The following is a 22,145-nucleotide window of genomic DNA, read 5'->3' as shown; positions in this document are numbered from 1 at the left end:
GCTGCGATCTTGATCGTTCCCACACTCTGCGTGGGCATGCAGCCTGGGACGCTCCGCGTCCCAAATTCAAAATCGTAGACTGTGGCATCTCCTACATGAATATGACCATCCGTCTTGCGCAGCCCGCTGACGCGCCCGCCCTCCCCGCCATCGAACGCTCGGCCGCCGGGCTGTTTCGCCTCGATCCGCAACTGGCCTGGCTGGCCGACGCCGAAGTGGCCGGCGTCGAATTGCATTTACAGGCCATCGAGCAGGCCAGGGTTTGGGTCGCACGATCCCCTGAAGGGCAACTTGCCGGGTTCTTGCGGGCCGTCCCGGTCGATAACCAACTGCATGTAGAGGAGCTGTCCGTCAGCCAGCACTTTCAGGGTCAGGGTATTGGCCGCAAGTTGCTGTCGGCGGTCATCGAGCATGCCTGGGCGCAACAACTTTGCGCCGTGACGCTGACCACCTTCTTTGATGTGCCGTGGAATGCGCCGTTCTATCAGAAGATCGGTTTCCAGCGTTTGAATAGCGAGGAAACAAGCGGGTATTTAGTCGACGCCTTGAACGATGAAATCGCCCACGGTTTACCCGGCCACCGGCGCTGCGCCATGCGCCTGACGTTGCCTTGAAATCAGATCGTGGCTTTCAGATCGACGCCCAATGCCTCTGCGAATGCCTTCACCAACGGACTGCGCACGGTGTTGTGCCGCAGGATCAGATTGAACGGCGTCATGATGTTGATCCGCTCGGGCAGCACCGCACGCATCTGCCCTGCTGCCACCAGCGTTGCCGCGTAATGCCGGGGCAGAAAACCAACGAAACGGCCGGTCTTGATCAGCAAGGCCACGGCTTCGACCTGGGTCGCTGACGCCGAGAAACTGTCATAGCGCGCATAGTTGAGCTTGTCGCGATGGATCGCGTAGCGGTGGTTGATGCACTCGTATTCCTGCAAGACATTGCTGCCCATTTGCGCCTCCGCCATGTCGAACAACGGATGCCCGACCGCGCAGTAGACTTCCGAGCGCTCCTCGTACAGCGGGTAATAATCGAACTCTTCACGGCGTTGATAAACCGGCACTATTCCAGCCACTAAACGCCCCTCTACCACGCCTCTTTCCACTTCATCCAGTTGCGATGCTTGAAGTTGAAACCTGACCTTCGGCGATTGTTCGTTAAGTTGTTTTAGCGCGGCAACTAGCGGTGAGTTTTCATCACTGATCGTATTGTCGATAACGCCCACACCCAGATCACCGATAAGTTCATTCTGCGCAGAACTAAGTCGATCACGAAAGTTGTCCACCGACGCAAACAGATCAATCGACGCCTGATACACCAGGCGACCTTCTTCGGTCAGGTGAAACCCCTCGCGGCCGCGTGTGCACAGACGCATGCCGATGCGGATTTCCAGGTCGGAGATCTGCTTGCTGATGGCCGCAAGGCCCACGTTCAGCTCGTTTTGCGCGGCGCTGAAGCCTCCTGCCTCGACCACCGCCTTGAACACCTTGAGCAGTTTGAAATCCAGTCCGCTGAGGGTCAGCGGTGCTCGGTGGGCCATTTTCGGTGGCGGGTTTCCGGAATTGGAAAGTGGGGTTTCCATAATGCTGATTTACCTCTGGCGCAATGTTCAACAATCTGTGTCCAACAACAAAAACATCGCCGGCTAATAATAATGATCACAGAAAACCAGCCTTGGCAACCGCCAAAAAATCCCGAACATCAGTGCCAACTCACTGATCTCGAAACATTAAAAGCTGACACTTCGATCAGTTCTCGCTCTCTAGCAACTGCCCTCTTGAACACTGTTTTGGCCTGACGCCGTCTGCTGACTTTCCAGCAACGATCACGGCCATGCACAGCGATTTCAGTTCGCGTTACCGACGAGGAAAACAACACATGTCTCAAGCCACCGACCGTCTCTGGGGTGCCCGTTTCAAAAGCGGCCCTTCAGCCGCCCTGGCCGCCCTCTCCCGGTGCCCCGAGCGCTATTTCCGCCTGACGCCGTACGATCTGGCCGGTTCCAAGGCGCATGCCGGCGAACTGCAGCGGGCCGGTCTGCTCAACGAGCAGGAAACCCGCTCCATGCTGGAAGCCCTGGACGGCATCGGTGCCGACTTCCGCGCCGGACGTATTGCGCCAACGCTGGATGACGAAGACGTTCACACCTTTATCGAACGCCTGCTGACCGAACGCCTCGGCGCCCTCGGCGGCAAGCTGCGCGCCGGCCGTTCGCGCAACGACCAGACCGCCAACGACCTGCGCCTGTTTCTGCGCGATCACGTACGCACCCTCGCCGTCGAAGTCCTCGCCTTGCAGCAAGCGCTGGTGACTCAGGCCGAGCAACACGTCGAAAGCATCTGCCCGGGTTTCACTCACTTGCAGCAGGCGCAACCGATCGTATTCGCTCACCACTTGCTGGCCCACGCGCAATCGATGCTGCGGGACGTGCAGCGTCTGGTGGACTGGGACGCGCGCACCTCATTGTCGCCACTCGGCGCAGCGGCCATGGCCGGTTCGGCGATAGCCCGCCAGCCGCAGCAATCGGCCAAGGAAATGGGCTACGCCGGGGTCTGCGAAAACTCCATCGACGCCGTCGCCAGTCGCGATCACGTCGCCGAATTCCTGTTTATCGCCAGCATGCTCGGGATCAACATTTCGCGGCTGGCCGAAGAGTTTTGCCTGTGGTCATCACGGCAGTTCCGCTGGGTCGATCTGGACGATGCCTACGCCACTGGCAGCTCGATCATGCCGCAGAAGAAAAACCCGGACATCGCCGAACTGGCGCGGGGCAAGGCCGGACGCTTGATCGGCAATCTCACTGGTTTGCTGTCGACGCTGAAATCCTTGCCGCTGTCGTACAACCGCGACCTCAGCGAAGACAAGCACGGCGTGCTCGACAGCGTCGACACGTTGCTGCTGGTGCTGCCAGCCATGGCCGGGATGGTCGCGACCATGACCGTCAACGTCGAAGAATTGCGCCGCCAAGCCCCGCTGGGTTTCACCCTCGCCACCGAGGTTGCCGACTGGCTGGCAGTGCGCGGCGTGCCGTTCAAGGAAGCCCACGAAATCACCGGGGCGCTGGTGCAGGCCTGTGAAAAACACGGCATCGAATTGTGGGAGGCCTCGCCGGCGCTGCTGGCCGAGATCGATCCACGCCTGACCGCCGATGTGCGCGACAGCCTGACGCTGGAAGCCGCCATTGCGGCCCGTAATGGTTGGGGTGGTACTGCGCCGCAACAGGTGCGCGAACAGATCGGCCGCTTGAAAACCACCCTCGCCGCGCAACAGCAGTGGACCGAAAACTACCAGGGCTTCCGCCTCTGAAGCCGCCAACGCAAAACCCCGTGGGAGCGAGCCTGCTCGCGAAAGCGATGGGTCAGCCAACTGCGATGTTGAAGGTGCTGTCGCCTTCGCGAGCAGGCTCGCTCCTACAGTGGAATGTGTTGGATTTGAAAGAACAGTTGGGAGAAACACCATGAGCCAGACCCAGGCAGAACGACTCCAGTCGGAGCGCAAACTGGCGGAAAACCAGTTCGATATCACCCAGTACCAGCACGTGCCTCGGCGCTATTACGGGCGGATTTTCTTCGCTACCGTGATTGTCATCGCGATTATCGGCCTGGTGCGCGCCTTCGCCGAAGGCAAGATCGAATGGTCGTACATCGGCCAGTTCCTCACCTCTGAAGCGATCATGTGGGGCCTGTTCAACACCATCATCATGGCGGTGCTGGCCATGGCGCTGGGCATCGTTTTCGGGGTGATCACGGCGATCATGCGCATGTCGGCCAACCCGATCCTGCGCTACGTGGCCGTGACCTACACCTGGTTATTTCGCGGTACGCCGCTGATTCTGCAACTGCTGTTGTGGTTCAACCTGGCGTTGATTTTCCCCACCATCGGCATTCCGGGCGTGTTCGAACTCGACACCGTCAGCCTGATGACGCCGTTCGTGGCCGCGCTGCTCGGTTTGAGCATCAATCAGGGCGCCTACACCGCTGAAGTGGTGCGCGCCGGCCTGCTGTCGGTGGACACCGGCCAGTACGAAGCCGCCAAGTCGATCGGCATGCCGCGCCTGCAAGCGCTGCGCCGGATCATCCTGCCGCAGGCCATGCGCATCATCATTCCACCGGTCGGCAACGAGTTTATCGGCATGGTCAAAATGACCTCGCTGGCCAGCGTGATCCAGTACTCGGAACTGCTCTACAACGCGCAAAACATCTACTACGCCAACGCCCGCGTGATGGAGCTACTGATCGTCGCCGGTATCTGGTACCTGGCCACCGTCACCGTGCTGTCCTTCGGTCAAAGCCGTCTGGAGCGTCGTTTCGCTCGCGGCGCCGGCAAGCGTTCTTGAGGAGTCGAACATGAGAAGCATCGTCAAGGCCGTCAGCCTGAACAAGTATTACGACCAGTACCACGCGCTCAAGGACATCAACATCGAGGTCGAGCAAGGCGAAGTGCTGTGCATCATCGGCCCGTCCGGCTCGGGCAAGAGCACCCTGCTGCGCTGCGTCAATCAGTTGGAAAAGATCGACAAGGGCGGCCTCTGGGTTGACGGCGAACTGGTCGGCTACCGCGTGGTCGGCAACAAACTGCACGAACTCAACGAGTCGCAGATCGCCCGGCAACGCCTGGCCACCGGCATGGTGTTCCAGCGTTTCAACCTGTTCCCGCACATGACTGTGCTGCAAAACATCATCGAAGGCCCGTGCCAGGTGCTCAAGCGTTCGCCGAAAGAGGCGCACGAAGAAGCCCTGGAACTGCTGGCCCGCGTCGGCCTCGCCGACAAACGCGACAGCTATCCGATCGAATTGTCGGGCGGTCAGCAGCAACGTGTGGCGATCGCACGAGCGTTGGCCATGCGTCCGAAGCTGATGCTGTTCGATGAACCCACTTCGGCACTCGACCCGGAACTGGTCGGTGAGGTGCTGTCGGTGATGCGAGATCTCGCGCAGACCGGCATGACCATGATCGTCGTCACCCATGAACTGGGCTTCGCCCGCGAGGTTTCCAATCGCATGGTGTTCATGGACGGCGGGCAGATCGTGGAGGCTGGAAGCCCCGAAGAAATACTAATAAGTCCGCAAAACCCGCGCACCCAAAGCTTCATTTCTGCCGTTCGAACCTAAGCACCGATTGGTGTCACAACACGCATAAGAGAACGACCATGAAGAATTTCGTAATCCCCGCTGTACTCGCGTCCGTCATGTCTTGCGGTTTCGCCGTGGCCGCCGATTTGCCGGCCAGCATCAAGGAAAAAGGCGAGATCGTCGTCGCGATCATGCCCAACTATCCACCGATGGATTTCAAGGACCCGGCGACCAACACCCTCACCGGCCTGGACTACGACCTGGGCAATGCCCTCGCCGAACGTCTGGGGGTGAAGATCAAATGGCAGGAAACCGGCTTCGAGCAAATGATCAACGCGCTGACCACCGACCGCGTCGACATGGTGCTGTCGGGCATGACCGACACCGCCGAGCGTCAGGCCAGCGTCACCTTCGTCGACTACTTCACCAGCGGCCCGCAGTTCTACACCTTGCAGAAAAACGCCGCGACCAACGAGATCATCGACCTGTGCGGCAAGAAAGTCGGAACCAGCCGCCGCACCACGTTCCCGGCGGAAATCGCCGCGTGGAGCAAGGCCAACTGCGAAGCGGCCGGCAAACCGGCGATCAACGTGATCGGCACCGAAGGCTCGGCCGACGCTCGTGCGCAACTGCGCCAGAGTCGCATCGACGCGGCGATGCAAGGCAGCGAGACTTTGTCGTACCTGAAGACTCAGGAAAAGGACATGTACAAGACCGTCGGCCAGCCGATCTCCGTGCAGTTCACCGGCCTTGGTGTGAGCAAGAAAAAGCCTGAGCTAAGTGAAGCGGTGAAGGTTGCCCTGCAGAGCATGGTCGATGACGGCAGCTATGGCGCGATCCTGAAGAAGTGGGAGCTGGAACTGGGCGCGATCAAGGAAGTGACCATCAACGCTGGCAAGTAACCTTCGAGATCGATCCCCCCCTCACCCCAACCCTCTCCCCCAAGGGGGCGAGGGGGAAAGGGAGCTGATCTTCAAGTGTTCGAAACCTGAGCTCGGCGCGGTCTTTCAGGTCGATGTCGCGCTAAAGAGCACCTCGGTCGGCGCCCTCTCCCTCCGGGAGAGGGCTGGGGTGAGGTTTTCTATTGATCAACACCGGAGAGCCACAACCATGTCTTCGTGCCAACCCACTTGGCCCGCCCCACACAAAGCCTGCCTCGCCTTGGCCTTCGACCTTGACGGCCCGACTGGCGACGCCATGCTCAATGGCTCGATCTGGCACAAACCCGAGTACTTCGGTTTCGGCGGCTACGGCCCTTACCGCGCCCTGCCTCGCCTGCTCGATCTGCTCGACGCGTTCAAGTTGCCAACCACGTTTTTCGTCCCGGCATGGGTCGTGGAAAACTGGCCGAAGCAATGTCAGGCCATCGTCGAGCGCGGCCATGAAGTCGCTTATCACGGCTACAAACACGAATCTTTCTACGCCCTGACGCTGGAGCAACAGCAAACCGTCATGGCTAAGTCCAGGGACGTGTTCTGGCAACACCTGCACATCCGCGCCGAGGGTTTCCGTACCCCGTCCGGCGACTGGCGCGCCGAAACCCCGGCGATGCTTGCGGACAACGGCGTCATTTACTCCAGCAGCATGCGCGGCGACGATCGCCCGTATCTGGTCAACGTCCCCGGCCACAGCACGCCGCTGGTGGAAATCCCCGGTCGCTGGGAGATGGACGATTACGCCTCCCTCGCCTACACCCGCGCGCCGAACTTTCCGTCCGGCCTTGATCGCACCGCCAGTTATGCGTTGACCCTCGACAACTGGCAGCGCGAATACGACGGCGCGATGAATGAAGGCCTGTGCCTGACCACCCTGTTCCACCCGAAAATCACCGGCAAACCGGGACGCATCCTGTTGCTGGAAAAACTCTTCGAACACATGCGCCAGCGAGATGACGTGTGGTTCGCCACCTGCCGCGATGTCGCCCGTTGGTGGCTGAAGGAGCATCACCATGGTTGATTCCAGGATCTGGCCCGCTGGCAAGCGCTGCGCAGTTGTGCTGACCGTCGATTACAACGACATCCACGGCATTCTCACCCAGGCGCCGGAAGTGGCAGGTCGCGACAAGACCCTGTCGGTCTGGCGATATGGCAGCCAGCGTGGCGTCACGCGTTTGCTCGACCTATTCGCGGAACTGGGCGTGCGCAGCAGCTGGTTCGTGCCCGGTATCGTCGCCGAAGAAAATCCGCAGCACATCGCTGCGATTCGCGCCGGCGGGCATGAGATCGCTTGCGCCGGCTACCACCATCAGGATTACGACGGGCTTGATCTGGCGGCGCAAAGTGCCGACGTCGGCAAGGGATGTGCGGCACTTGAAGCCCTGACCGGTCAACGCCCGAGCGGGTTTCGCCTCCCTGCCGGCAACGGCGCGCCGGGTTTTATGGCCGCGTTGAAAGATCATGGCATCGTCTGGTCCTCTTCGTGGCGCGGCGATGATCTGCCATTCGCCCATCCCACTGCGCCTGAGGTGATCGAACTGCCGTTGCACTATGAACTGGAAGACGAACCGTACTTCGCCTTCAATCTCAGCCCCGCCGTGCCACCGGCGCAATCGCGGATCGCCTCTTACAGTCACACCTTGGGCAACCTGCAAATGGACTTCGCCGGATTTCATCGCTTCGGCCTGTGTTATGTGCTGCGCCTGCACCCGGAAATCATCGCCACACCCGGACGCATCAGCGTGCTGCGCGAATTGCTGCAAGGCATTCAACAACATGACGATGTGTGGATCGCCACCGGTGCCGAGGTTGCGCAATGGTGGGCAGAAACCGCAGCACCGGTCGGCGCGGATCACCCGGCAGCGGTTTATGAGCAGCACTATCGGGACTATCTGTCATGACCGAACGCATTTGGCTGATCTGGCGCCTTCGCGAGCAGGCTCGCTCCCACACGGGTTCTTCACTGTTCAGACATTCCCTGTGGGAGCGAGCCTGCTCGCGAAGGGCACGACGCGGTCTGTAGTCGAACACAAAAACAACTGAAACAAGGACATTCGATTCCCCGTGGCCACTTACTCGCTCGTCATCCGCCGTCTGATGATTGTCTCGCTGACCATTGTTGTCAGCCGCGCCATCACCAGCCCGCTGCTGACGCTGTTTCTGAGCACCAAACTCGGTCTCAACCAGCAGGACGTAGGGCTGCTGCTGGGCATTGCGGTGTTTATCGCCACCCTGCTTGCGCTGTATGGCGGCTACATCATCGATCGCCTGGAAAAACGCCGGCTGCTGATTGTCGCCATGCTCTCCAGTGCCATCGGTTTCGTCCTGCTGACGTTCGCCCAGGATCTGTACCTGACCACCGCGACTCTGGTGATTACCGAAACCGCGTCGGCACTGTTCCTCATCGGCTCGAAGGCGATCCTCAGCGAAAACCTGCCGATGAGCCAACGGGCCAAGGCGTTTTCCCTGCGCTATACACTGACCAACATCGGCTACGCCACCGGGCCGATGCTCGGTGTGGTGATCGCCGGGCATTACCCGATCGCACCGTTCCTGATCGCCGCCGCCATCGCCTTCGGCAGTATCTTCCTGATGATCGGCATCCCCAAAGACACCAGCCCGATTGCCGTGGTCAGTCAGCCGCCAAGCTTTCTGAAAACCCTCGTCACCCTGAAAAACGATCGCACCCTGATCATGTTCACCTGCGGTTGCCTGCTCAGCACGGTGGTGCACGGGCGCTTCACCCTATATCTGTCGCAATACCTGCTGGTGGTCAGCGACTCCAAGCGCGCCTTGCAAGTCATGGCCGCCCTGCTCGCCTGTAACGCGATCACGGTGATCCTGCTGCAATACCAGATCGGCCGCTTCCTCAGCCGCGAGAAACTGCGCTACTGGATCGCCGCCGGCACCGGCCTGTTCATTCTCGGTCTTATCGGCTTCAGCCTGGCTGACAGCTTGCTGAGCTGGTGCATCGCCATGTTCATCTTCACCTTGGGCGAAATGATCATTTACCCGTCGGAGTTCCTCTTTGTCGACACCCTCGCTCCGGAAGAACTGCGCGGCAGCTACTACGGCGCGCAGAATCTGGCGGCGCTGGGCGGTGCACTGAGCCCGGTGATCTGCGGCTTCCTGCTGATGCACACACCGGCACCGACGATGTTCTATGCCTTGAGCGCACTCACCGCGATGGGCGGCACCCTGTGCTTTCTTAGCGGACGTCGCGCGGATTCAATTCAACATTAATGCACTAAATCTTCATTAATATGAATTTGTCAGCATCGAGTTTGCCCGGCACACTGTGCGCGTTCCTCCCCCAATGTTGGAACACTTCGAGGGCTTTCCGGATATGCCGGACAAGTCCTTTTTTTTGCCTCGAATTTGCTGCAAGGATTGGATTCACATGCTCGCTCGCTGGTTGCCCGCCGCCATCAATACCCGCCCGACCGAATGGAGCCGCGCCGCCATCGGCATGGCGCTGGGCACATTGTTCAGTGTGTGGCTGTGCGCGCAGGTGTTCGGCCATGAAGTGGCCTACCACCTGATCGGCCCGCTGGGCGCGTCGGCGGTGTTGCTGTTCGCCGTGTCCTCCGGCGCCCTCGCCCAGCCGTGGTCGATTCTCGGCGGCTATTTATGTGCTGGCGTGGTCGCGTTGCTGGTGGCGCATGTGCTTGGCCGAACCCTTGGCAGCGCCTGTCTGGCGGCGGGTGTGGCGCTGATCCTGATGTGCTGGCTGCGCTGCCTGCATCCGCCCGCTGGCGCGTTGGCGCTGACGCTGGTGCTAGCCGATCCGGCGACAATCGCCATGGACTGGAAAGCCATGGAACCGGTGATGCTCGGCGCCGCGTGCATGCTGCTCAGTGCGCTCGCCTACAACAACCTGACCCGCATCCGCTACCCGAAACGCCCGGCAGAACCGGCGCCGTTGCTTGGGCCGGTAGACAGTCAGGCGATCACCGCCGAAGACCTGAAACTTGCCTTGGCCGAGATGGAAGCGTTTATCGACGTCACCCCTGAAGATCTCGAGCAACTGATTCACTCCAGCGAACTGCACGCCAAGCGCCGCAGCATTACCGAAACATTCCGCTGACCCCGTGTAGGAGCTGCCGAAGGCTCGGGCCGCGATCGGACGATCTTTTGATCTTGTGTTTTAAAGGTCAACAGATCGCAGCCCGAGCCTTCGGCAGCTCCTACATAGGAACCCGGTGATTTCGGGTGATGTAAAAACGCAAACTCCCCCTGCGAATATCCCGGTTGTACAGGGCAAATTTGCACTGTTACGATCCGGTAACGCTCGCGCGCGAGCTTCTCGAATAAAGACAATAAAAGCAGGGAGTTACTGATGACAGCTCAGGCTTCATCCCCGCGGACCCCGTCCTTGGATGCCACGCAAAACGAAGTGCTGGCCGAGGTTCGCAATCATATCGGTCACCTGACCCTCAACCGCCCCGCCGGTCTCAATGCCATTACCCTCGACATGGTGCGCTTGCTGCAGCAGCAGCTCGACGCCTGGGCGACTGACATCGATGTTCACGCCGTGGTCCTGCGCGGTGCCGGTGAAAAAGCCTTCTGTGCCGGTGGCGACATTCGTTCCCTGTACGACAGTTTCAAAAGCGGCGATACGCTGCACGAAGATTTCTTCGTCGAGGAATACGCCCTCGACCTGACGATTCATCATTACCGCAAACCGGTATTGGCGCTGATGGACGGTTTCGTCCTCGGCGGCGGCATGGGCCTGGTGCAAGGCGCCGATCTGCGCGTGGTCACCGAGAAGAGCCGTCTGGCCATGCCAGAAGTGGCCATCGGTTATTTCCCCGATGTCGGTGGCAGTTATTTCCTGCCGCGCATTCCCGGTGAGCTGGGCATCTATCTGGGGGTCAGCGGCGTGCAGATCCGTGCCGCCGACGCGCTGTATTGCGGCTTGGCCGACTGGTATCTGGACAGCAGCAAACTGGCGCTGCTCGACGAAAGACTCGATCAGATGGAATGGCAGGACACGCCGCTCAAGGCCCTGCAAAACCTGCTCGCCAAACACGCCGTGCAAACCTTGCCCGATGCGCCACTTGAGGCTTTGCGGCCGGCCATCGACCATTTCTTCGCCCTGCCGGACGTACCGAGCATGGTCGAGCAGTTACGCGCAGTGACGGTTGCCAACAGCCACGAATGGGCGACCACAACGGCTGACCTGCTGGAAACCCGCTCGCCGTTGGCCATGGCGGTGACCCTGGAGATGCTGCGTCGCGGCCGCCACTTGAGCCTGGAACAGTGCTTCGCGCTGGAACTGCATCTGGATCGCCAGTGGTTCGCCCGCGGCGACATGATCGAAGGCGTCCGCGCCCTGCTGATCGATAAAGACAAGACACCTCGCTGGAACCCGCCGACCCTCGCTGCGCTGGACGCAGAGCATGTCGCGAGTTTCTTCCACGGGTTTGCTGAGAGCGGGAGCTGAGCCATGCACGATCTCGAACTGACTGAAGAACAAGTGATGATCCGCGACATGGCCCGGGACTTTGCCCGTGGCGAAATCGCGCCCCATGCGCAGGCGTGGGAAAAGGCTGGCTGGATCGATGACGCGCTCGTCGCGAAGATGGGCGAACTCGGTTTGCTCGGCATGGTGGTACCCGAGGAATGGGGCGGCACCTACGTCGATTACGTCGCCTATGCCTTGGCCGTGGAAGAGATCTCTGCCGGTGATGGCGCAACCGGCGCCTTCATGAGTATCCATAACTCGGTCGGCTGCGGTCCGGTGCTCAATTACGGCAGCGAAGCGCAAAAACAGACCTGGCTGGCGGATCTGGCCAGTGGGCAAACCATCGGCTGCTTCTGCCTGACCGAACCGCAGGCCGGTTCCGAGGCGCACAACCTGCGCACCCGCGCCGAGCTGCGTGACGGCCAGTGGGTGATCAACGGCGCCAAGCAATTTGTCAGCAACGGCAAACGGGCGAAACTGGCGATCGTCTTTGCCGTGACCGATCCGGATCTGGGCAAGAAAGGCATTTCGGCGTTTCTGGTGCCGACCGATACCCCGGGCTTCATCGTCGATCGCACCGAACACAAGATGGGCATCCGCGCCTCCGACACCTGCGCGGTGACGCTGAACGACTGCAGCATTCCCGAGGCCAATCTGCTCGGTGAACGCGGTAAAGGCCTGGCGATCGCCCTGTCCAACCTTGAAGGAGGACGCATCGGCATCGCCGCGCAAGCATTGGGCATCGCCCGTGCCGCGTTTGAAGCAGCGCTGGTGTATTCGCGCGATCGCATCCAGTTCGGCAAGCCGATCAACGAACACCAGAGCATCGCCAACCTGCTGGCTGACATGCACATGCAAATCAACGCGGCGCGCCTGATGATCCTGCATGCGGCGCGACTGCGCACGGCGGGCAAACCGTGTTTGTCGGAGGCGTCACAGGCCAAACTGTTTGCGTCGGAAATGGCCGAGAAGGTCTGTTCGTCAGCGATTCAGATTCATGGCGGGTATGGGTATCTGGAGGATTATCCGGTCGAGAAGTATTACCGTGATGCGCGGATTACCCAGATCTATGAAGGCTCGAGCGAGATTCAGCGGATGGTGATTGCGCGGGAGTTGAAGAACTATCAGTTGTGATGGTGTTGGCCCCTTCCCTCACCCCAGCCCTCTCCCAGAGGGAGAGGGAGCCGACCGAGGTGTCTGGCGTTATACGTCGACCTGAAAGACCGGGTCGATTACGGATTCAATAAAGCACTTTCAGGTCGGCGTACCTCCCAAGCATCCCCCAATCAGTCCCCTCTCCCTCCGGGAGAGGGTTAGGGTGAGGGGACGCGTTACTTGCCCTTGAACTCAGCCTCACGCTTGGCAATAAACGCCGCCATCCCTTCCTTCTGATCCTGCGTGGCAAACGCCGCATGGAACACCCGACGCTCGAAGCGCACGCCCTCAGTCAGGTTCACTTCAAAGGCACGATTCACACTTTCCTTGATCATCATCGCAATCGGCAGCGATTTGCTGGCAATCACCGCAGCAACCTTCAGCGCTTCGTCGAGCAGTTCATCGCTCGGCACGATCCGTGCAACAATGCCGCAACGCTCGGCCTCCACTGCATCGATCAAACGTCCGCTCAGGCACATTTCCATGGCTTTCGCCTTACCTACTGCGCGGGTCAGGCGCTGAGTGCCGCCCATGCCCGGCAACACGCCAAGGTTGATTTCCGGCTGACCGAATCTGGCGTTGTCACCGGCCAGAATGAAGTCGCACATCAACGCCAGTTCACAACCACCGCCAAGGGCAAAACCGTTGACGGCGGCAATGATCGGCTTACGCCGGTTGGCCACGCGGTCACTGTCGCTGAACAGATCGTCCATGTAGATCTGCGGGTAAGTCAGTTCGGCCATTTCCTTTATATCGGCACCCGCGGCAAAAGCCTTTTTCGAACCGGTGATGACGATACAACCGATGTTCGCATCTGCTTCCAGCGCATCAAGGGCCTGGTTCACTTCGCTGACCAGTTGCGCATTCAGCGCGTTCAGCGCCTGCGGGCGGTTGAGGGTGATCAGGCCAACGCGGCCGTGGGTTTCGAGCAGAATGGTTTGGTAAGTCATGATTAAAATTCCTTGTCAAAGATTGCGCGAAATAACCATGCGCTGAATATCGCTGGTGCCTTCGTAGATCTGGCAGACGCGTACGTCGCGGTAGATACGTTCCAGCGGGAAGTCGTTGAGGTAACCGTAACCACCGAGGGTTTGCAACGCCATCGAGCAGACCTTCTCGGCCATCTCCGAGGCGAACAGTTTGGCCATCGACGCCTCGACCAGTGCCGGTTGCCCACTGTCACGCAGGGCCGCCGCGTAATGCACCATCTGCCGGGCGACGGCGATCTGCGTGGCCATGTCGGCGAGGCGGAAAGCTACGGCCTGATGTTCGATGATCGGCTTGCCGAAGGTGTCGCGTTCACGGGCGTAATCACGTGCCGCTTCAAACGCCGCGCGGGCCATGCCCACCGCTTGCGAAGCGATGCCGACGCGACCGCCTTCAAGGTTGGCCAGGGCGATCTTGTAGCCCTCGCCCTCTTCGCCCAAGCGATTGGCTACCGGTACTTTGACGTCTTCGAAGAGGATCTGGCAGGTGTCGGAAGCGTGTTGGCCGAGCTTGTCTTCGACGCGAGCGACTTTATAGCCCGGTGAATCGGTCGGCACGATAAACGCGCTGATACCGCGTTTGCCGGCACTCGGATCGGTCACCGCAAACACAATCACGATCCCGGCGTTTTGCCCGGAGGTGATGAACTGTTTGCAACCGTTCAGCACGTAGTGATCGCCTTCCAGCCGTGCGCGGGTTTTCAGGCTGCTGGCATCCGAACCGGCCTGCGGTTCGGTCAATGCAAAAGCGCCGAGCATGGAGCCGCTGGCCAGCGGTTTGAGAAAGCGTTCACGCTGATCGTCGTTGCCGAACTTGAGGATCGGCACGCAGCCGACCGAGTTGTGCACGCTCATGATCGTCGAGCAGGCGCCGTCGCCAGCGGCGATTTCTTCCAGGGCCATGGCGTAGGCCAGATAACCAGTGTCGCAGCCGCCCCACTGCTCCGGCACGAGCATGCCGAAGAAGCCCAGCTCAGCCATCTGGCCGATGGCTTCCTTGGGGAATCGATGTTCGCGATCCCACTCGGCGGAGAACGGCTTCAAGCGTTCCTCGGCGAACTGCCGGGCCATGTCGCGGATCTGGGTTTGGTCTTCGTTGGGAATCATGGTGAATCCTTAAATCCGGGTTACCACACAGAACCCTGTGGGAGCTGGCTTGCCAGCGATGGGGCCGTGTCATTGAACATATTGGCTGTCTGACCCACCGCCATCGCGGGCAAGCCCGCTCCCACAGGGTCCAGTGTCAACGTTAGTAAACGCATTCCACGGCCATGGCCGTGGCTTCGCCGCCGCCGATGCAGATCGCCGCGATACCGCGTTTCTGTTTTCTCTGGCGCAGCGCTGAGAGCAACGTCACCAGAATCCGCGCACCCGACGCGCCGATCGGATGGCCCAGCGCACAGGCGCCACCATGCACATTCAACTTGTCATGGGGGATTTCCAGGTGCGTCATCGCCGCCATGCCAACCACGGCAAACGCTTCGTTGACCTCGAACAGATCGACATCACCCAACGACCAACCGGTCTTCTTGATCAGTTTCTTGATTGCACCAATCGGCGCCACCGGGAACAGGCCCGGGGTATCAGCAAACGCGGCATGACCATGAATCACCGCCAGCGGTTTCAGCCCGAGTTTCTGTGCCTGCGACTGACGCATCAGCACCAGAGCCGCCGCGCCGTCAGAGATCGAACTGGAGTTCGCCGCCGTCACCGTGCCGCCTTCGCGGAACGCCGGTTTCAGCGAGGCAATCTTGTCCAGTTTGGCTTTCGGTGGCTGTTCGTCGTGGCTGATCAGCACCTGCTCTTTGCCGACGGTCACGGTCAGCGGTACGATTTCGTCCTTGAAGCTGCCGTCCTTGATCGCCTGCTGCGCGCGGGTGGTCGAGGCGATGGCAAACGCGTCCTGCGCTTCACGGCTGAAGTGGTTGGTCTCGGCGCAGTCTTCGGCGAAGGTGCCCATCAAGCGGCCCTTGTCGTAGGCGTCTTCGAGGCCGTCGAGGAACATCGAGTCGAGCACGCGGCCATGACCCATGCGATAACCGGCGCGGGCACGATCCAGCAGGTACGGCGAGTTGGACATGCTTTCCATGCCACCGGCGATCACCACATCAGCACTGCCAGCCACCAGCATGTCGTGAGCGAGAATGGTAGTTTCCATGCCCGAACCGCACATCTTGTTGACCGTGGTGCAACGGGTCGATTTATCCAGCCCGGCGCCCAGTGCCGCTTGACGTGCAGGTGCCTGGCCGAGGCCCGCAGGCAGTACGCAACCGAACAGCACTTCATCAACCGTGTCACTAGCAACACCGGCACGTTCAACCGCAGCCTTGATCGCAGCAGCACCGAGTTGCGGCGCGGTGAGGCTTTTCAGTTCGCCCTGAAAACCGCCCATCGGCGTGCGCACGGCGCTGACGATGACAATCGGATCGTTGGAAATAGTCATGACAAATCCTCCTTACTTGGCGGCCATGCGCAAGGCACCGTCGAGACGGATCACCTCGCCGTTGAGCATGCTGTTTTCGATGATATGCCGAACCAGCGCGGCGTACTCGGCAGGCTTGCCCAGACGCGGCGGGAACGGTACGCCGGCGGCCAGCGAATCGCGGACTTCCGGGGTCATGCCGGCCATCATCGGCGTTTCGAAAATGCCCGGTGCGATGGTCATCACGCGGATGCCGAAGCGTGCCAGTTCACGGGCGGCCGGCAGGGTCAGGCTGGCGATCGCGCCTTTCGAAGCGGAATACGCCGCTTGGCCGATCTGGCCGTCAAACGCTGCGACCGAGGCGGTGTTGATGATCACGCCGCGTTCGCCGTCGGCATTGGCCTCGGCTTCGGCGATGGCCGCAGCGGCCAGGCGCAGCATATTGAAGCTGCCGATCAGGTTGACGTTGATCACTTGGGCGAAACTGCTCAGTGCATGCGGGCCGTTCTTGCCGAGGATCTTCTCGCCACGGACGATACCGGCACAGTTGACCAGACCGTTGAGGCTGCCAAAGGCTTTAACGGTGGCCTGCACGGCAGCTTCAGCAGCGGCTTCGTTGCTGATATCGGCAACCACGCTTTGCGCGCCCAAACGCTGAGCCTGTGCGGCGACAGCTTCGGCATTCATGTCCACCAGCATCACTTTGGCGCCGGCACTGACCAGCAATTCAGCGGTGGCAGCACCCAGGCCAGAGGCGCCGCCGGTGACGATAAAAACCTTGTTCTCGATCTGCATGACTGTATTTCCTGATTCAAGCTGAAACGTTATGCGCCGCGGCCTCTTGAGCCTTGGCGATTTCCTGGTTGCGCAAGATAAAGCGCTGCAATTTGCCACTCGGGGTCTTGGGCAATTCGCTGACAAATTCGATTTCACGTGGGTATGAGTGCGCGGCCAGACGCTTGCGCACGTGTTGGCGCAGTTCTTCGGCCAGCTCGGGCGCGGCACGGTATTGCGCGCTCAGCACGACGAAGGCTTTGACCAGTTCGGTGCGCTCCGGATCAGGTTTGCCGACGACCGCTGCTTCGACCACCGCCGGGTGCTCAATCAGCGCACTTTCGACATCGAACGGGCCTACGCGGTAGCCCGATGTGGTGATGACGTCATCGCTGCGGCCGACAAAACTGATGCTGCCGTCCGGGTTCCATTCGACGGTGTCGCCGCTGAGGTAGTAATCACCGACGAAGGCTTTGGTTGGCGCACCTTCATAGCCGCCAAACCAGCACATCGGCGATTGCGCACGGTCGATGGCGAGAATGCCCGGCTGGCCGACGCCGAGTTCGTTGTACTGATCGTCAAGCACCACGATGCGATGGCCCGGCGAGGCGAAACCGGCGGCACCAACGTGCACCGCGTGATCAAGGCCGTGGTGATTGCACAGGACCATGCCCAGTTCGGTCTGGCCGTAATGGTCGTGGATGACCACGCCGAGGTTGTCGGCGAACCAGCGGATGACTTCCGGGTTCAGCGGCTCGCCGGCGCTGCTGACGATGCGCAACTTGCCCTTGATCGACTTGGCGAATTCGTCGCCACCGGCGATCAGCAAGCGATAAGCGGTGGGCGAACCGGTGAGGTTGGTGATGCCGTATTTGTTGATCACCCGGCAGGTGCTTTCGAGGGTGAACGGCCCATCGTAGAAAGTGATTGGATGGCCCATCGACAACGGCCCGGTGACGCCGAAGTAGATGCCGTAGGCCCAACCCGGATCGGCGACGTTCCAGAAGGCGTCTTCGGGACGCAGGTCTACGGCATCGCGGGTGTAACTCTGGAACGCGACGATGGCTTTGAGCGGTACCGACAGCGCTTTCGAAGGGCCGGTGGTGCCGGACGTGAACATCAACAGAAACGGATCTTCGCCAGTCAGCAATACCGGTTCGCAGACGTTGGAATAATTGGCCAGTTCGGCCCAGAAGCTGAAGTCGCCACGGACGATGCCCTGGCCTTTCGCGCCGCCAACGGTAACGAGGGTCGGGCAGTCAGCGACTTCGGCGAGTTTCGGCCGGTTGACCGCATCGGTGATCACAACTTTTGCGCCGGAGCTGTTCAGGCGATGTTCGAGGGCCTTGGGGCCGAAGGCGGTGAACAGTGGTTGATACACCGCGCCGATGCGCCAGGTGGCGAGCACGGTGATGAGCAATTCGATGTTGCGCGGCAGCAGGCCGGCGACCTTGTCACCCTTCTGCACGCCTTGGGCGAGGAGGAAGTTGGCGAAACGCGCGGCTTTGTCCTGGAGCTCGCTGAAGGTGTACGTCGCACTCGCGCCGTCGCGGCCTTCCCAGAACAGCGCAATGCGCCCGGGCAAGGCATGACGGTCGCAACATTCGACGCAGGCGTTGAGCGCCGCCAGCGTACCGCTGAGCGCGGCATCCACGGTGTGCTGATAGTTGAACTGTTCAGTGGCAGACAAGTAATCGCGCATTGCCAGAATCCCTCTGTTTTTTTATTAGGCTGGGAAGCGTAAACAACAGGGGGATAGTCGCGCTGTGGGGCGGCGGCGGCAATGGTCAAAGCCATCAATGTGGCTGACTGGTTTGGCCAAGACCGCTACCACACTGATCGTTCCCACGCTCTGCGTGGGAATGCAGCCTCGGACGCTCTGCGTCCGCTCCAGAGCTGGAACGCGGAGCGTCCCTTGAGGCATTCCCACGCGGAGCGTGGGAACGATCAAGCGGCGGAATGTGTTGGGTCAGACAACCTCATTCAGGATCAGTTGGCGATAGTGGCCCGGATTCGACCCCGACCATTTGCGAAACGCCTTGTAGAACGAACTCGCATCGGCAAATCCCAAGCGGCTGGCAATCTCGACAAAACTGATCGACGGCTCCGCCAGCCAGATAATCGCCAGCTCTTTACGCACGCTGTCCTTGAGCCCTTGGTAGGTCTGCCCTTCCTCGGCCAAACGCCGGCGCAGTGTCGAAGCCGACATGCACAACTGTTGGGCCAGGGCCTCGGTTTCCGGCCACTGCTCGGCCGGCAACTCCCGCAGATCGTGCTTGATCCGACTGGCTAGGCTCTCCGGGTCGCGGTACTTGACCAGGATGTTGGCCGGGGCGTGGGCGAGAAAGCGTTTCAGTTCTTCGGCGGTGCGCTTGATCGGTAGATCGAGACAATCGGCAGAGAAGATCATCCGTGTGCGTGGACGCTCGAAACGCAGGTTTTCCGAGAACATCACTCGATAGTCATCGGTGAACTCCGGCGCCGCACAGCGCAGTTCGATCGCCAGAATCGGAATCCGCCGCCCCGCCAGCCAACAGGCCACGCCGTGGACGATCATCCAGTAGGTGAAATAGGTGAAAGCGCGGCGTGGCTCGGGATCGTCCTCGAGCAAAACGATTTCCGCCAGACTTTGCTGGTGCACCAGTTGTGCGGGCAGGCGTTCGAGCATCAGTGACAGAAAGCTCAGGCCCGTATTCAAACCCGCCGCCAGCGTCGATTGCGCCATGGTGCTGCGGCAGAGGAATTCGAGGCTGCCAGACTTGAGCTTGCGCGGGTCCATGCCAAAGAACTCGTCATCCCCGCGTCGGGCCAACAAGCGCCAGAGTCTGGCGTACTGCGAGGCGGGCACCCGGCCGTGTTCGGTTTGCAGCAACGCCGGAGCAATCCCGACCTTGTTCAACACCTCTTCGGTGGCTGCGCCCGGGGCACAACTTTGCAGCAGCGCTTCACGCACCAGTTGCACGGCGATGGTGTCTTTTTCCGACATGGAGCGCGGTGAACCTTGTTGTTTTGGGTGGCAGGCATATTACCGCAGCTAACACAAATACCCATGTAGGAGCTGCCGAAGGTTCGGGCCGCGATCGGACGATCTTTTGATCTTGATTCTATAAATCAAAAGATCGCAGCCTTCGGCAGCTCCTACAGGGTTCCGGTGTCACCCGCATGAGAATGGTTGTTCTTTACTTTGTTCAGCTTGTGTTCAGGTTTATGTCAATCAATGTCATGTGAGAATGACTTTCATTATGTTACAACTTGTAACCTCTTCGAATGACTTGTTGGATACCGAATGCTTGTTCCCTTCCTGATCATGCTGCGCGAAGGCATTGAAGCCGCGCTGATCGTTGGCATTATCGCCAGCTACCTGCAACAGACTGGCCGTGGTCAATGGATGCCTGCCGTGTGGATCGGCGTATTTCTCGCCGCTGCCCTCGCCCTGCTGGTGGGCGGTGGTCTTGAATTGGTCAGCGCTGAATTCCCGCAAAAGCAGCAGGAACTGTTCGAAGGCATCGTCGGGCTGGTGGCCGTGGGTATTCTCAGTTCGATGGTGTTCTGGATGCGCAAAGTGGCGCGTTCGATCAAACATTCGCTGCAAGCTTCGCTGGACGAGGCGCTAACGTCCTCGAAACACCAAGTGATCGCACTGATCGCCATGGTGTTCTTCGCGGTCGCTCGCGAAGGCCTGGAAACGGTGTTCTTCCTGCTCGCGGTATTCCAGCAAAGCGAAGGCCCCGGCGCGCCCATCGGTGCCCTGCTCGGGCTGATTCTGGCGATCATCGTCGGTTTCCTGATCTACAGCGGCAGCATGCGCCTCAATCTTTCAGCGTTCTTCAAGTGGACCGGCCTGTTCATTCTGGTGGTGGCCGCCGGGATTCTCGCCAACTCGGTGCAAGCCCTGCATGAAGCCGGGCTGTGGAATCACCTGCAAACCGTACTCTTCGACTTCAGCGCGACGCTGCCGATGGATGGCCCGTTGGGCTCGGTGCTGGCCGGTATGTTCGGTTATCAGGATGCGCCGACCGTCAGCACCCTCGGTGCCTATCTGCTTTATCTGCTGGTGGCACTGGTGATGTTCTTTCTCCCCGCGCCCAAGCCTTCCGCGCAATCGTCTTCCGTTTCCAGCCAATAAGGGCATTCATGTCAAAGCCTAATACTCCTCAGGCCTCCCCTCCTCGCGCCTTGCGTTGGGCGGTGGCCGGTTCGGTGGTGGTGATGATCGCCGCCGGTGGTCTGTTTTATTACGCCTCGAAAATGGCTGCGGCCAAGCGTCAGCACAACCACGATGAAGTGGTGGTGAACATTCATCCGGGCAGTTGTGAACCCAACGCGCTGACGGTGCCGGCCGGCCGCGCCAGTTTCCGCATCGTCAACCGCTCCGACCGCGCGGTGGAATGGGAAATCCTCGACGGCGTGCTCGTCGTCGAGGAGCGGGAAAACATTGCGCCGGGCCTCAGCCAAGTGATCAACGCCAACCTGCAACCGGGCGATTACGCGATCACCTGCGGCCTGCTGAGCAACCCGCGCGGCACCCTGCACGTGACGCCAACTGCCGCCTCTGATGCTGCGGCCAAAGCCAAGCCATCGATGGTCGCCTTCGTCGGGCCGCTGTCGGAATTTCGTGTGTACCTGGCCAGCCAGAGCAACGCATTGATCAAAGCCGTGACCGCGCTCGATCAAGCGATTGAAAGCGGCGACTTGAGTCAGGCTCAAGCGCTGTACTTACCGGCCCGCGCGGCTTATCAGCGTCTGGCCCCTGCCGCGCAACGCCTGGCGGAACTGGACAACAGCATCAACGCCCGCGCCGATTATTTCGAAAAGCGCGAACAGGATCCGGCCTTCGTCGGTTTCCACCGCATCGAATACGCACTGTTCCAGCAACGCAATCTCGACCAACTGACGCCCGTTGCCCAGCGCCTGCTCAGCGATGTCACCACGCTCAAACAGCAATTGCTCGCGCAGAGCCTGCCACCGGAGCAACTGGTCAGCATCATCGTGCGCAACCTCAACACCTTGGCCGACGTCCGTGCTGCCAGCGGTGAAGAAGAACGCTACAGCCACAGCGACCTCAACGGTTTCGCTGCCAACGCGCAAACCGCACACAAAGTCGTCGATCTGTTGCGGCCAATGTTGACCAAGTCGGCGGCCGAGCTGTTGCCGAAAATCGACCAGGCACTGGCGGACTTCGACAGCGAACTCGACACCTACAAGATCAAGGACGGCTACGCCAGTTACGACGCCATCAGCGGCGAACAACGCAAGCAGATTGCCGACAAGGCCCAGGCTCTGGCCGACGCTCTGGATGGCATCGATCCCGCCCTCGGCCTCTCCGGCCTGTAA

At 60.4% G+C, this 22,145-nt stretch carries 20 protein-coding genes; 13 read left to right on the top strand and 7 right to left on the bottom strand.

What is annotated here, in order from left to right:
- Positions 1 to 95: 95 nt before the first annotated feature.
- On the top strand, positions 96 to 614 hold the full coding sequence (locus LOY43_RS13880) for a GNAT family N-acetyltransferase (RefSeq protein WP_258709855.1): 519 nt from the start codon (positions 96 to 98) through the stop codon (positions 612 to 614).
- A gap of 2 nt (positions 615 to 616) precedes the next feature.
- On the opposite strand, the gene LOY43_RS13875 is transcribed toward LOY43_RS13880, so the two are convergent.
- Positions 617 to 1,582 (bottom strand): LysR family transcriptional regulator, encoded by a 966-nt coding sequence (locus LOY43_RS13875; RefSeq protein ID WP_220556156.1) that lies wholly within the window; start codon positions 1,580 to 1,582, stop codon positions 617 to 619.
- 296 nt (positions 1,583 to 1,878) lie between these two features.
- On the opposite strand from LOY43_RS13875, the gene argH reads away from it, so the two are divergent.
- The 10 genes from argH to LOY43_RS13825 all read left to right on the top strand — a co-directional run bounded on the left by argH (position 1,879) and on the right by LOY43_RS13825 (position 12,608).
- Positions 1,879 to 3,306, top strand: a complete 1,428-nt coding sequence (gene argH / locus LOY43_RS13870) for an argininosuccinate lyase (protein WP_220556155.1) — start codon at positions 1,879 to 1,881, stop codon at positions 3,304 to 3,306.
- A 151-nt stretch (positions 3,307 to 3,457) separates the two neighbouring features.
- Positions 3,458 to 4,336: an amino acid ABC transporter permease gene (locus LOY43_RS13865; RefSeq protein WP_095048903.1), complete on the top strand. Its 879-nt coding sequence runs from the start codon at positions 3,458 to 3,460 to the stop codon at positions 4,334 to 4,336.
- Positions 4,337 to 4,346: 10 nt separating this feature from the next.
- Positions 4,347 to 5,111, top strand: coding sequence for an amino acid ABC transporter ATP-binding protein (locus LOY43_RS13860; protein WP_064587499.1), 765 nt, complete (start codon positions 4,347 to 4,349; stop codon positions 5,109 to 5,111).
- A 38-nt stretch (positions 5,112 to 5,149) separates the two neighbouring features.
- Positions 5,150 to 5,974, top strand: coding sequence for an ABC transporter substrate-binding protein (locus LOY43_RS13855; RefSeq protein ID WP_095048902.1), 825 nt, complete (start codon positions 5,150 to 5,152; stop codon positions 5,972 to 5,974).
- A 208-nt stretch (positions 5,975 to 6,182) separates the two neighbouring features.
- Positions 6,183 to 7,028: a polysaccharide deacetylase gene (locus tag LOY43_RS13850; protein WP_220556153.1), complete on the top strand. Its 846-nt coding sequence runs from the start codon at positions 6,183 to 6,185 to the stop codon at positions 7,026 to 7,028.
- On the top strand, positions 7,021 to 7,908 hold the full coding sequence (locus LOY43_RS13845) for a polysaccharide deacetylase (RefSeq protein ID WP_220556152.1): 888 nt from the start codon (positions 7,021 to 7,023) through the stop codon (positions 7,906 to 7,908). Before LOY43_RS13850 ends, LOY43_RS13845 begins: the two co-directional genes overlap by 8 nt.
- 163 nt (positions 7,909 to 8,071) lie before the next feature.
- Positions 8,072 to 9,250: an MFS transporter gene (locus tag LOY43_RS13840; protein ID WP_095048899.1), complete on the top strand. Its 1,179-nt coding sequence runs from the start codon at positions 8,072 to 8,074 to the stop codon at positions 9,248 to 9,250.
- Between the two features lie 157 nt (positions 9,251 to 9,407).
- The gene (locus LOY43_RS13835) at positions 9,408 to 10,094 is read left to right on the top strand and encodes an HPP family protein (protein WP_258709854.1); all 687 of its coding nucleotides are present in this window, start codon (positions 9,408 to 9,410) and stop codon (positions 10,092 to 10,094) included.
- A 252-nt stretch (positions 10,095 to 10,346) separates the two neighbouring features.
- On the top strand, positions 10,347 to 11,453 hold the full coding sequence (locus tag LOY43_RS13830) for an enoyl-CoA hydratase/isomerase family protein (RefSeq protein ID WP_258709853.1): 1,107 nt from the start codon (positions 10,347 to 10,349) through the stop codon (positions 11,451 to 11,453).
- A gap of 3 nt (positions 11,454 to 11,456) precedes the next feature.
- Positions 11,457 to 12,608, top strand: a complete 1,152-nt coding sequence (locus tag LOY43_RS13825; protein ID WP_095048896.1) for an acyl-CoA dehydrogenase family protein — start codon at positions 11,457 to 11,459, stop codon at positions 12,606 to 12,608.
- A gap of 197 nt (positions 12,609 to 12,805) precedes the next feature.
- On the opposite strand, the gene LOY43_RS13820 is transcribed toward LOY43_RS13825, so the two are convergent.
- The 6 genes from LOY43_RS13820 to LOY43_RS13795 form a co-directional block, all read right to left on the bottom strand.
- Positions 12,806 to 13,579, bottom strand: coding sequence for an enoyl-CoA hydratase (locus LOY43_RS13820; protein WP_095048895.1), 774 nt, complete (start codon positions 13,577 to 13,579; stop codon positions 12,806 to 12,808).
- Between the two features lie 15 nt (positions 13,580 to 13,594).
- On the bottom strand, positions 13,595 to 14,722 hold the full coding sequence (locus LOY43_RS13815; protein ID WP_220556146.1) for an acyl-CoA dehydrogenase: 1,128 nt from the start codon (positions 14,720 to 14,722) through the stop codon (positions 13,595 to 13,597).
- A gap of 142 nt (positions 14,723 to 14,864) precedes the next feature.
- Positions 14,865 to 16,058 (bottom strand): acetyl-CoA C-acyltransferase, encoded by a 1,194-nt coding sequence (locus LOY43_RS13810; protein ID WP_258709852.1) that lies wholly within the window; start codon positions 16,056 to 16,058, stop codon positions 14,865 to 14,867.
- Positions 16,059 to 16,070: 12 nt separating this feature from the next.
- Positions 16,071 to 16,832: an SDR family NAD(P)-dependent oxidoreductase gene (locus tag LOY43_RS13805; protein ID WP_095126290.1), complete on the bottom strand. Its 762-nt coding sequence runs from the start codon at positions 16,830 to 16,832 to the stop codon at positions 16,071 to 16,073.
- A gap of 16 nt (positions 16,833 to 16,848) precedes the next feature.
- On the bottom strand, positions 16,849 to 18,513 hold the full coding sequence (locus tag LOY43_RS13800; RefSeq protein WP_095048891.1) for an AMP-binding protein: 1,665 nt from the start codon (positions 18,511 to 18,513) through the stop codon (positions 16,849 to 16,851).
- Positions 18,514 to 18,780: 267 nt separating this feature from the next.
- The gene (locus LOY43_RS13795) at positions 18,781 to 19,797 is read right to left on the bottom strand and encodes an AraC family transcriptional regulator (protein ID WP_095048890.1); all 1,017 of its coding nucleotides are present in this window, start codon (positions 19,795 to 19,797) and stop codon (positions 18,781 to 18,783) included.
- 300 nt (positions 19,798 to 20,097) lie between these two features.
- Between LOY43_RS13795 and efeU the strand changes: the two genes are divergently transcribed.
- Positions 20,098 to 20,937, top strand: coding sequence for an iron uptake transporter permease EfeU (gene efeU / locus LOY43_RS13790; protein WP_095048889.1), 840 nt, complete (start codon positions 20,098 to 20,100; stop codon positions 20,935 to 20,937).
- Positions 20,938 to 20,945: 8 nt separating this feature from the next.
- Positions 20,946 to 22,145: an iron uptake system protein EfeO gene (gene efeO, locus LOY43_RS13785; protein ID WP_095126288.1), complete on the top strand. Its 1,200-nt coding sequence runs from the start codon at positions 20,946 to 20,948 to the stop codon at positions 22,143 to 22,145.

This window comes from Pseudomonas sp. B21-041 (assembly GCF_024748675.1).
Lineage (GTDB): Bacteria > Pseudomonadota > Gammaproteobacteria > Pseudomonadales > Pseudomonadaceae > Aquipseudomonas > Aquipseudomonas neuropathica.
This window is presented reverse-complemented; position numbering and strand designations above follow the sequence as displayed.

Coding starts and splice junctions, on each gene's coding strand:
- LOY43_RS13880 (WP_258709855.1), top strand. CDS start 96: ATGAATATGACCATCCGTCTTGCGCAGCCCGCTGACGCGCCCGCCCTC.
- LOY43_RS13875 (WP_220556156.1), bottom strand. CDS start 1,582: ATGGAAACCCCACTTTCCAATTCCGGAAACCCGCCACCGAAAATGGCC.
- argH (WP_220556155.1), top strand. CDS start 1,879: ATGTCTCAAGCCACCGACCGTCTCTGGGGTGCCCGTTTCAAAAGCGGC.
- LOY43_RS13865 (WP_095048903.1), top strand. CDS start 3,458: ATGAGCCAGACCCAGGCAGAACGACTCCAGTCGGAGCGCAAACTGGCG.
- LOY43_RS13860 (WP_064587499.1), top strand. CDS start 4,347: ATGAGAAGCATCGTCAAGGCCGTCAGCCTGAACAAGTATTACGACCAG.
- LOY43_RS13855 (WP_095048902.1), top strand. CDS start 5,150: ATGAAGAATTTCGTAATCCCCGCTGTACTCGCGTCCGTCATGTCTTGC.
- LOY43_RS13850 (WP_220556153.1), top strand. CDS start 6,183: ATGTCTTCGTGCCAACCCACTTGGCCCGCCCCACACAAAGCCTGCCTC.
- LOY43_RS13845 (WP_220556152.1), top strand. CDS start 7,021: ATGGTTGATTCCAGGATCTGGCCCGCTGGCAAGCGCTGCGCAGTTGTG.
- LOY43_RS13835 (WP_258709854.1), top strand. CDS start 9,408: ATGCTCGCTCGCTGGTTGCCCGCCGCCATCAATACCCGCCCGACCGAA.
- LOY43_RS13830 (WP_258709853.1), top strand. CDS start 10,347: ATGACAGCTCAGGCTTCATCCCCGCGGACCCCGTCCTTGGATGCCACG.
- LOY43_RS13825 (WP_095048896.1), top strand. CDS start 11,457: ATGCACGATCTCGAACTGACTGAAGAACAAGTGATGATCCGCGACATG.
- LOY43_RS13820 (WP_095048895.1), bottom strand. CDS start 13,579: ATGACTTACCAAACCATTCTGCTCGAAACCCACGGCCGCGTTGGCCTG.
- LOY43_RS13815 (WP_220556146.1), bottom strand. CDS start 14,722: ATGATTCCCAACGAAGACCAAACCCAGATCCGCGACATGGCCCGGCAG.
- LOY43_RS13810 (WP_258709852.1), bottom strand. CDS start 16,058: ATGACTATTTCCAACGATCCGATTGTCATCGTCAGCGCCGTGCGCACG.
- LOY43_RS13805 (WP_095126290.1), bottom strand. CDS start 16,832: ATGCAGATCGAGAACAAGGTTTTTATCGTCACCGGCGGCGCCTCTGGC.
- LOY43_RS13800 (WP_095048891.1), bottom strand. CDS start 18,513: ATGCGCGATTACTTGTCTGCCACTGAACAGTTCAACTATCAGCACACC.
- LOY43_RS13795 (WP_095048890.1), bottom strand. CDS start 19,797: ATGTCGGAAAAAGACACCATCGCCGTGCAACTGGTGCGTGAAGCGCTG.
- efeU (WP_095048889.1), top strand. CDS start 20,098: ATGCTTGTTCCCTTCCTGATCATGCTGCGCGAAGGCATTGAAGCCGCG.
- efeO (WP_095126288.1), top strand. CDS start 20,946: ATGTCAAAGCCTAATACTCCTCAGGCCTCCCCTCCTCGCGCCTTGCGT.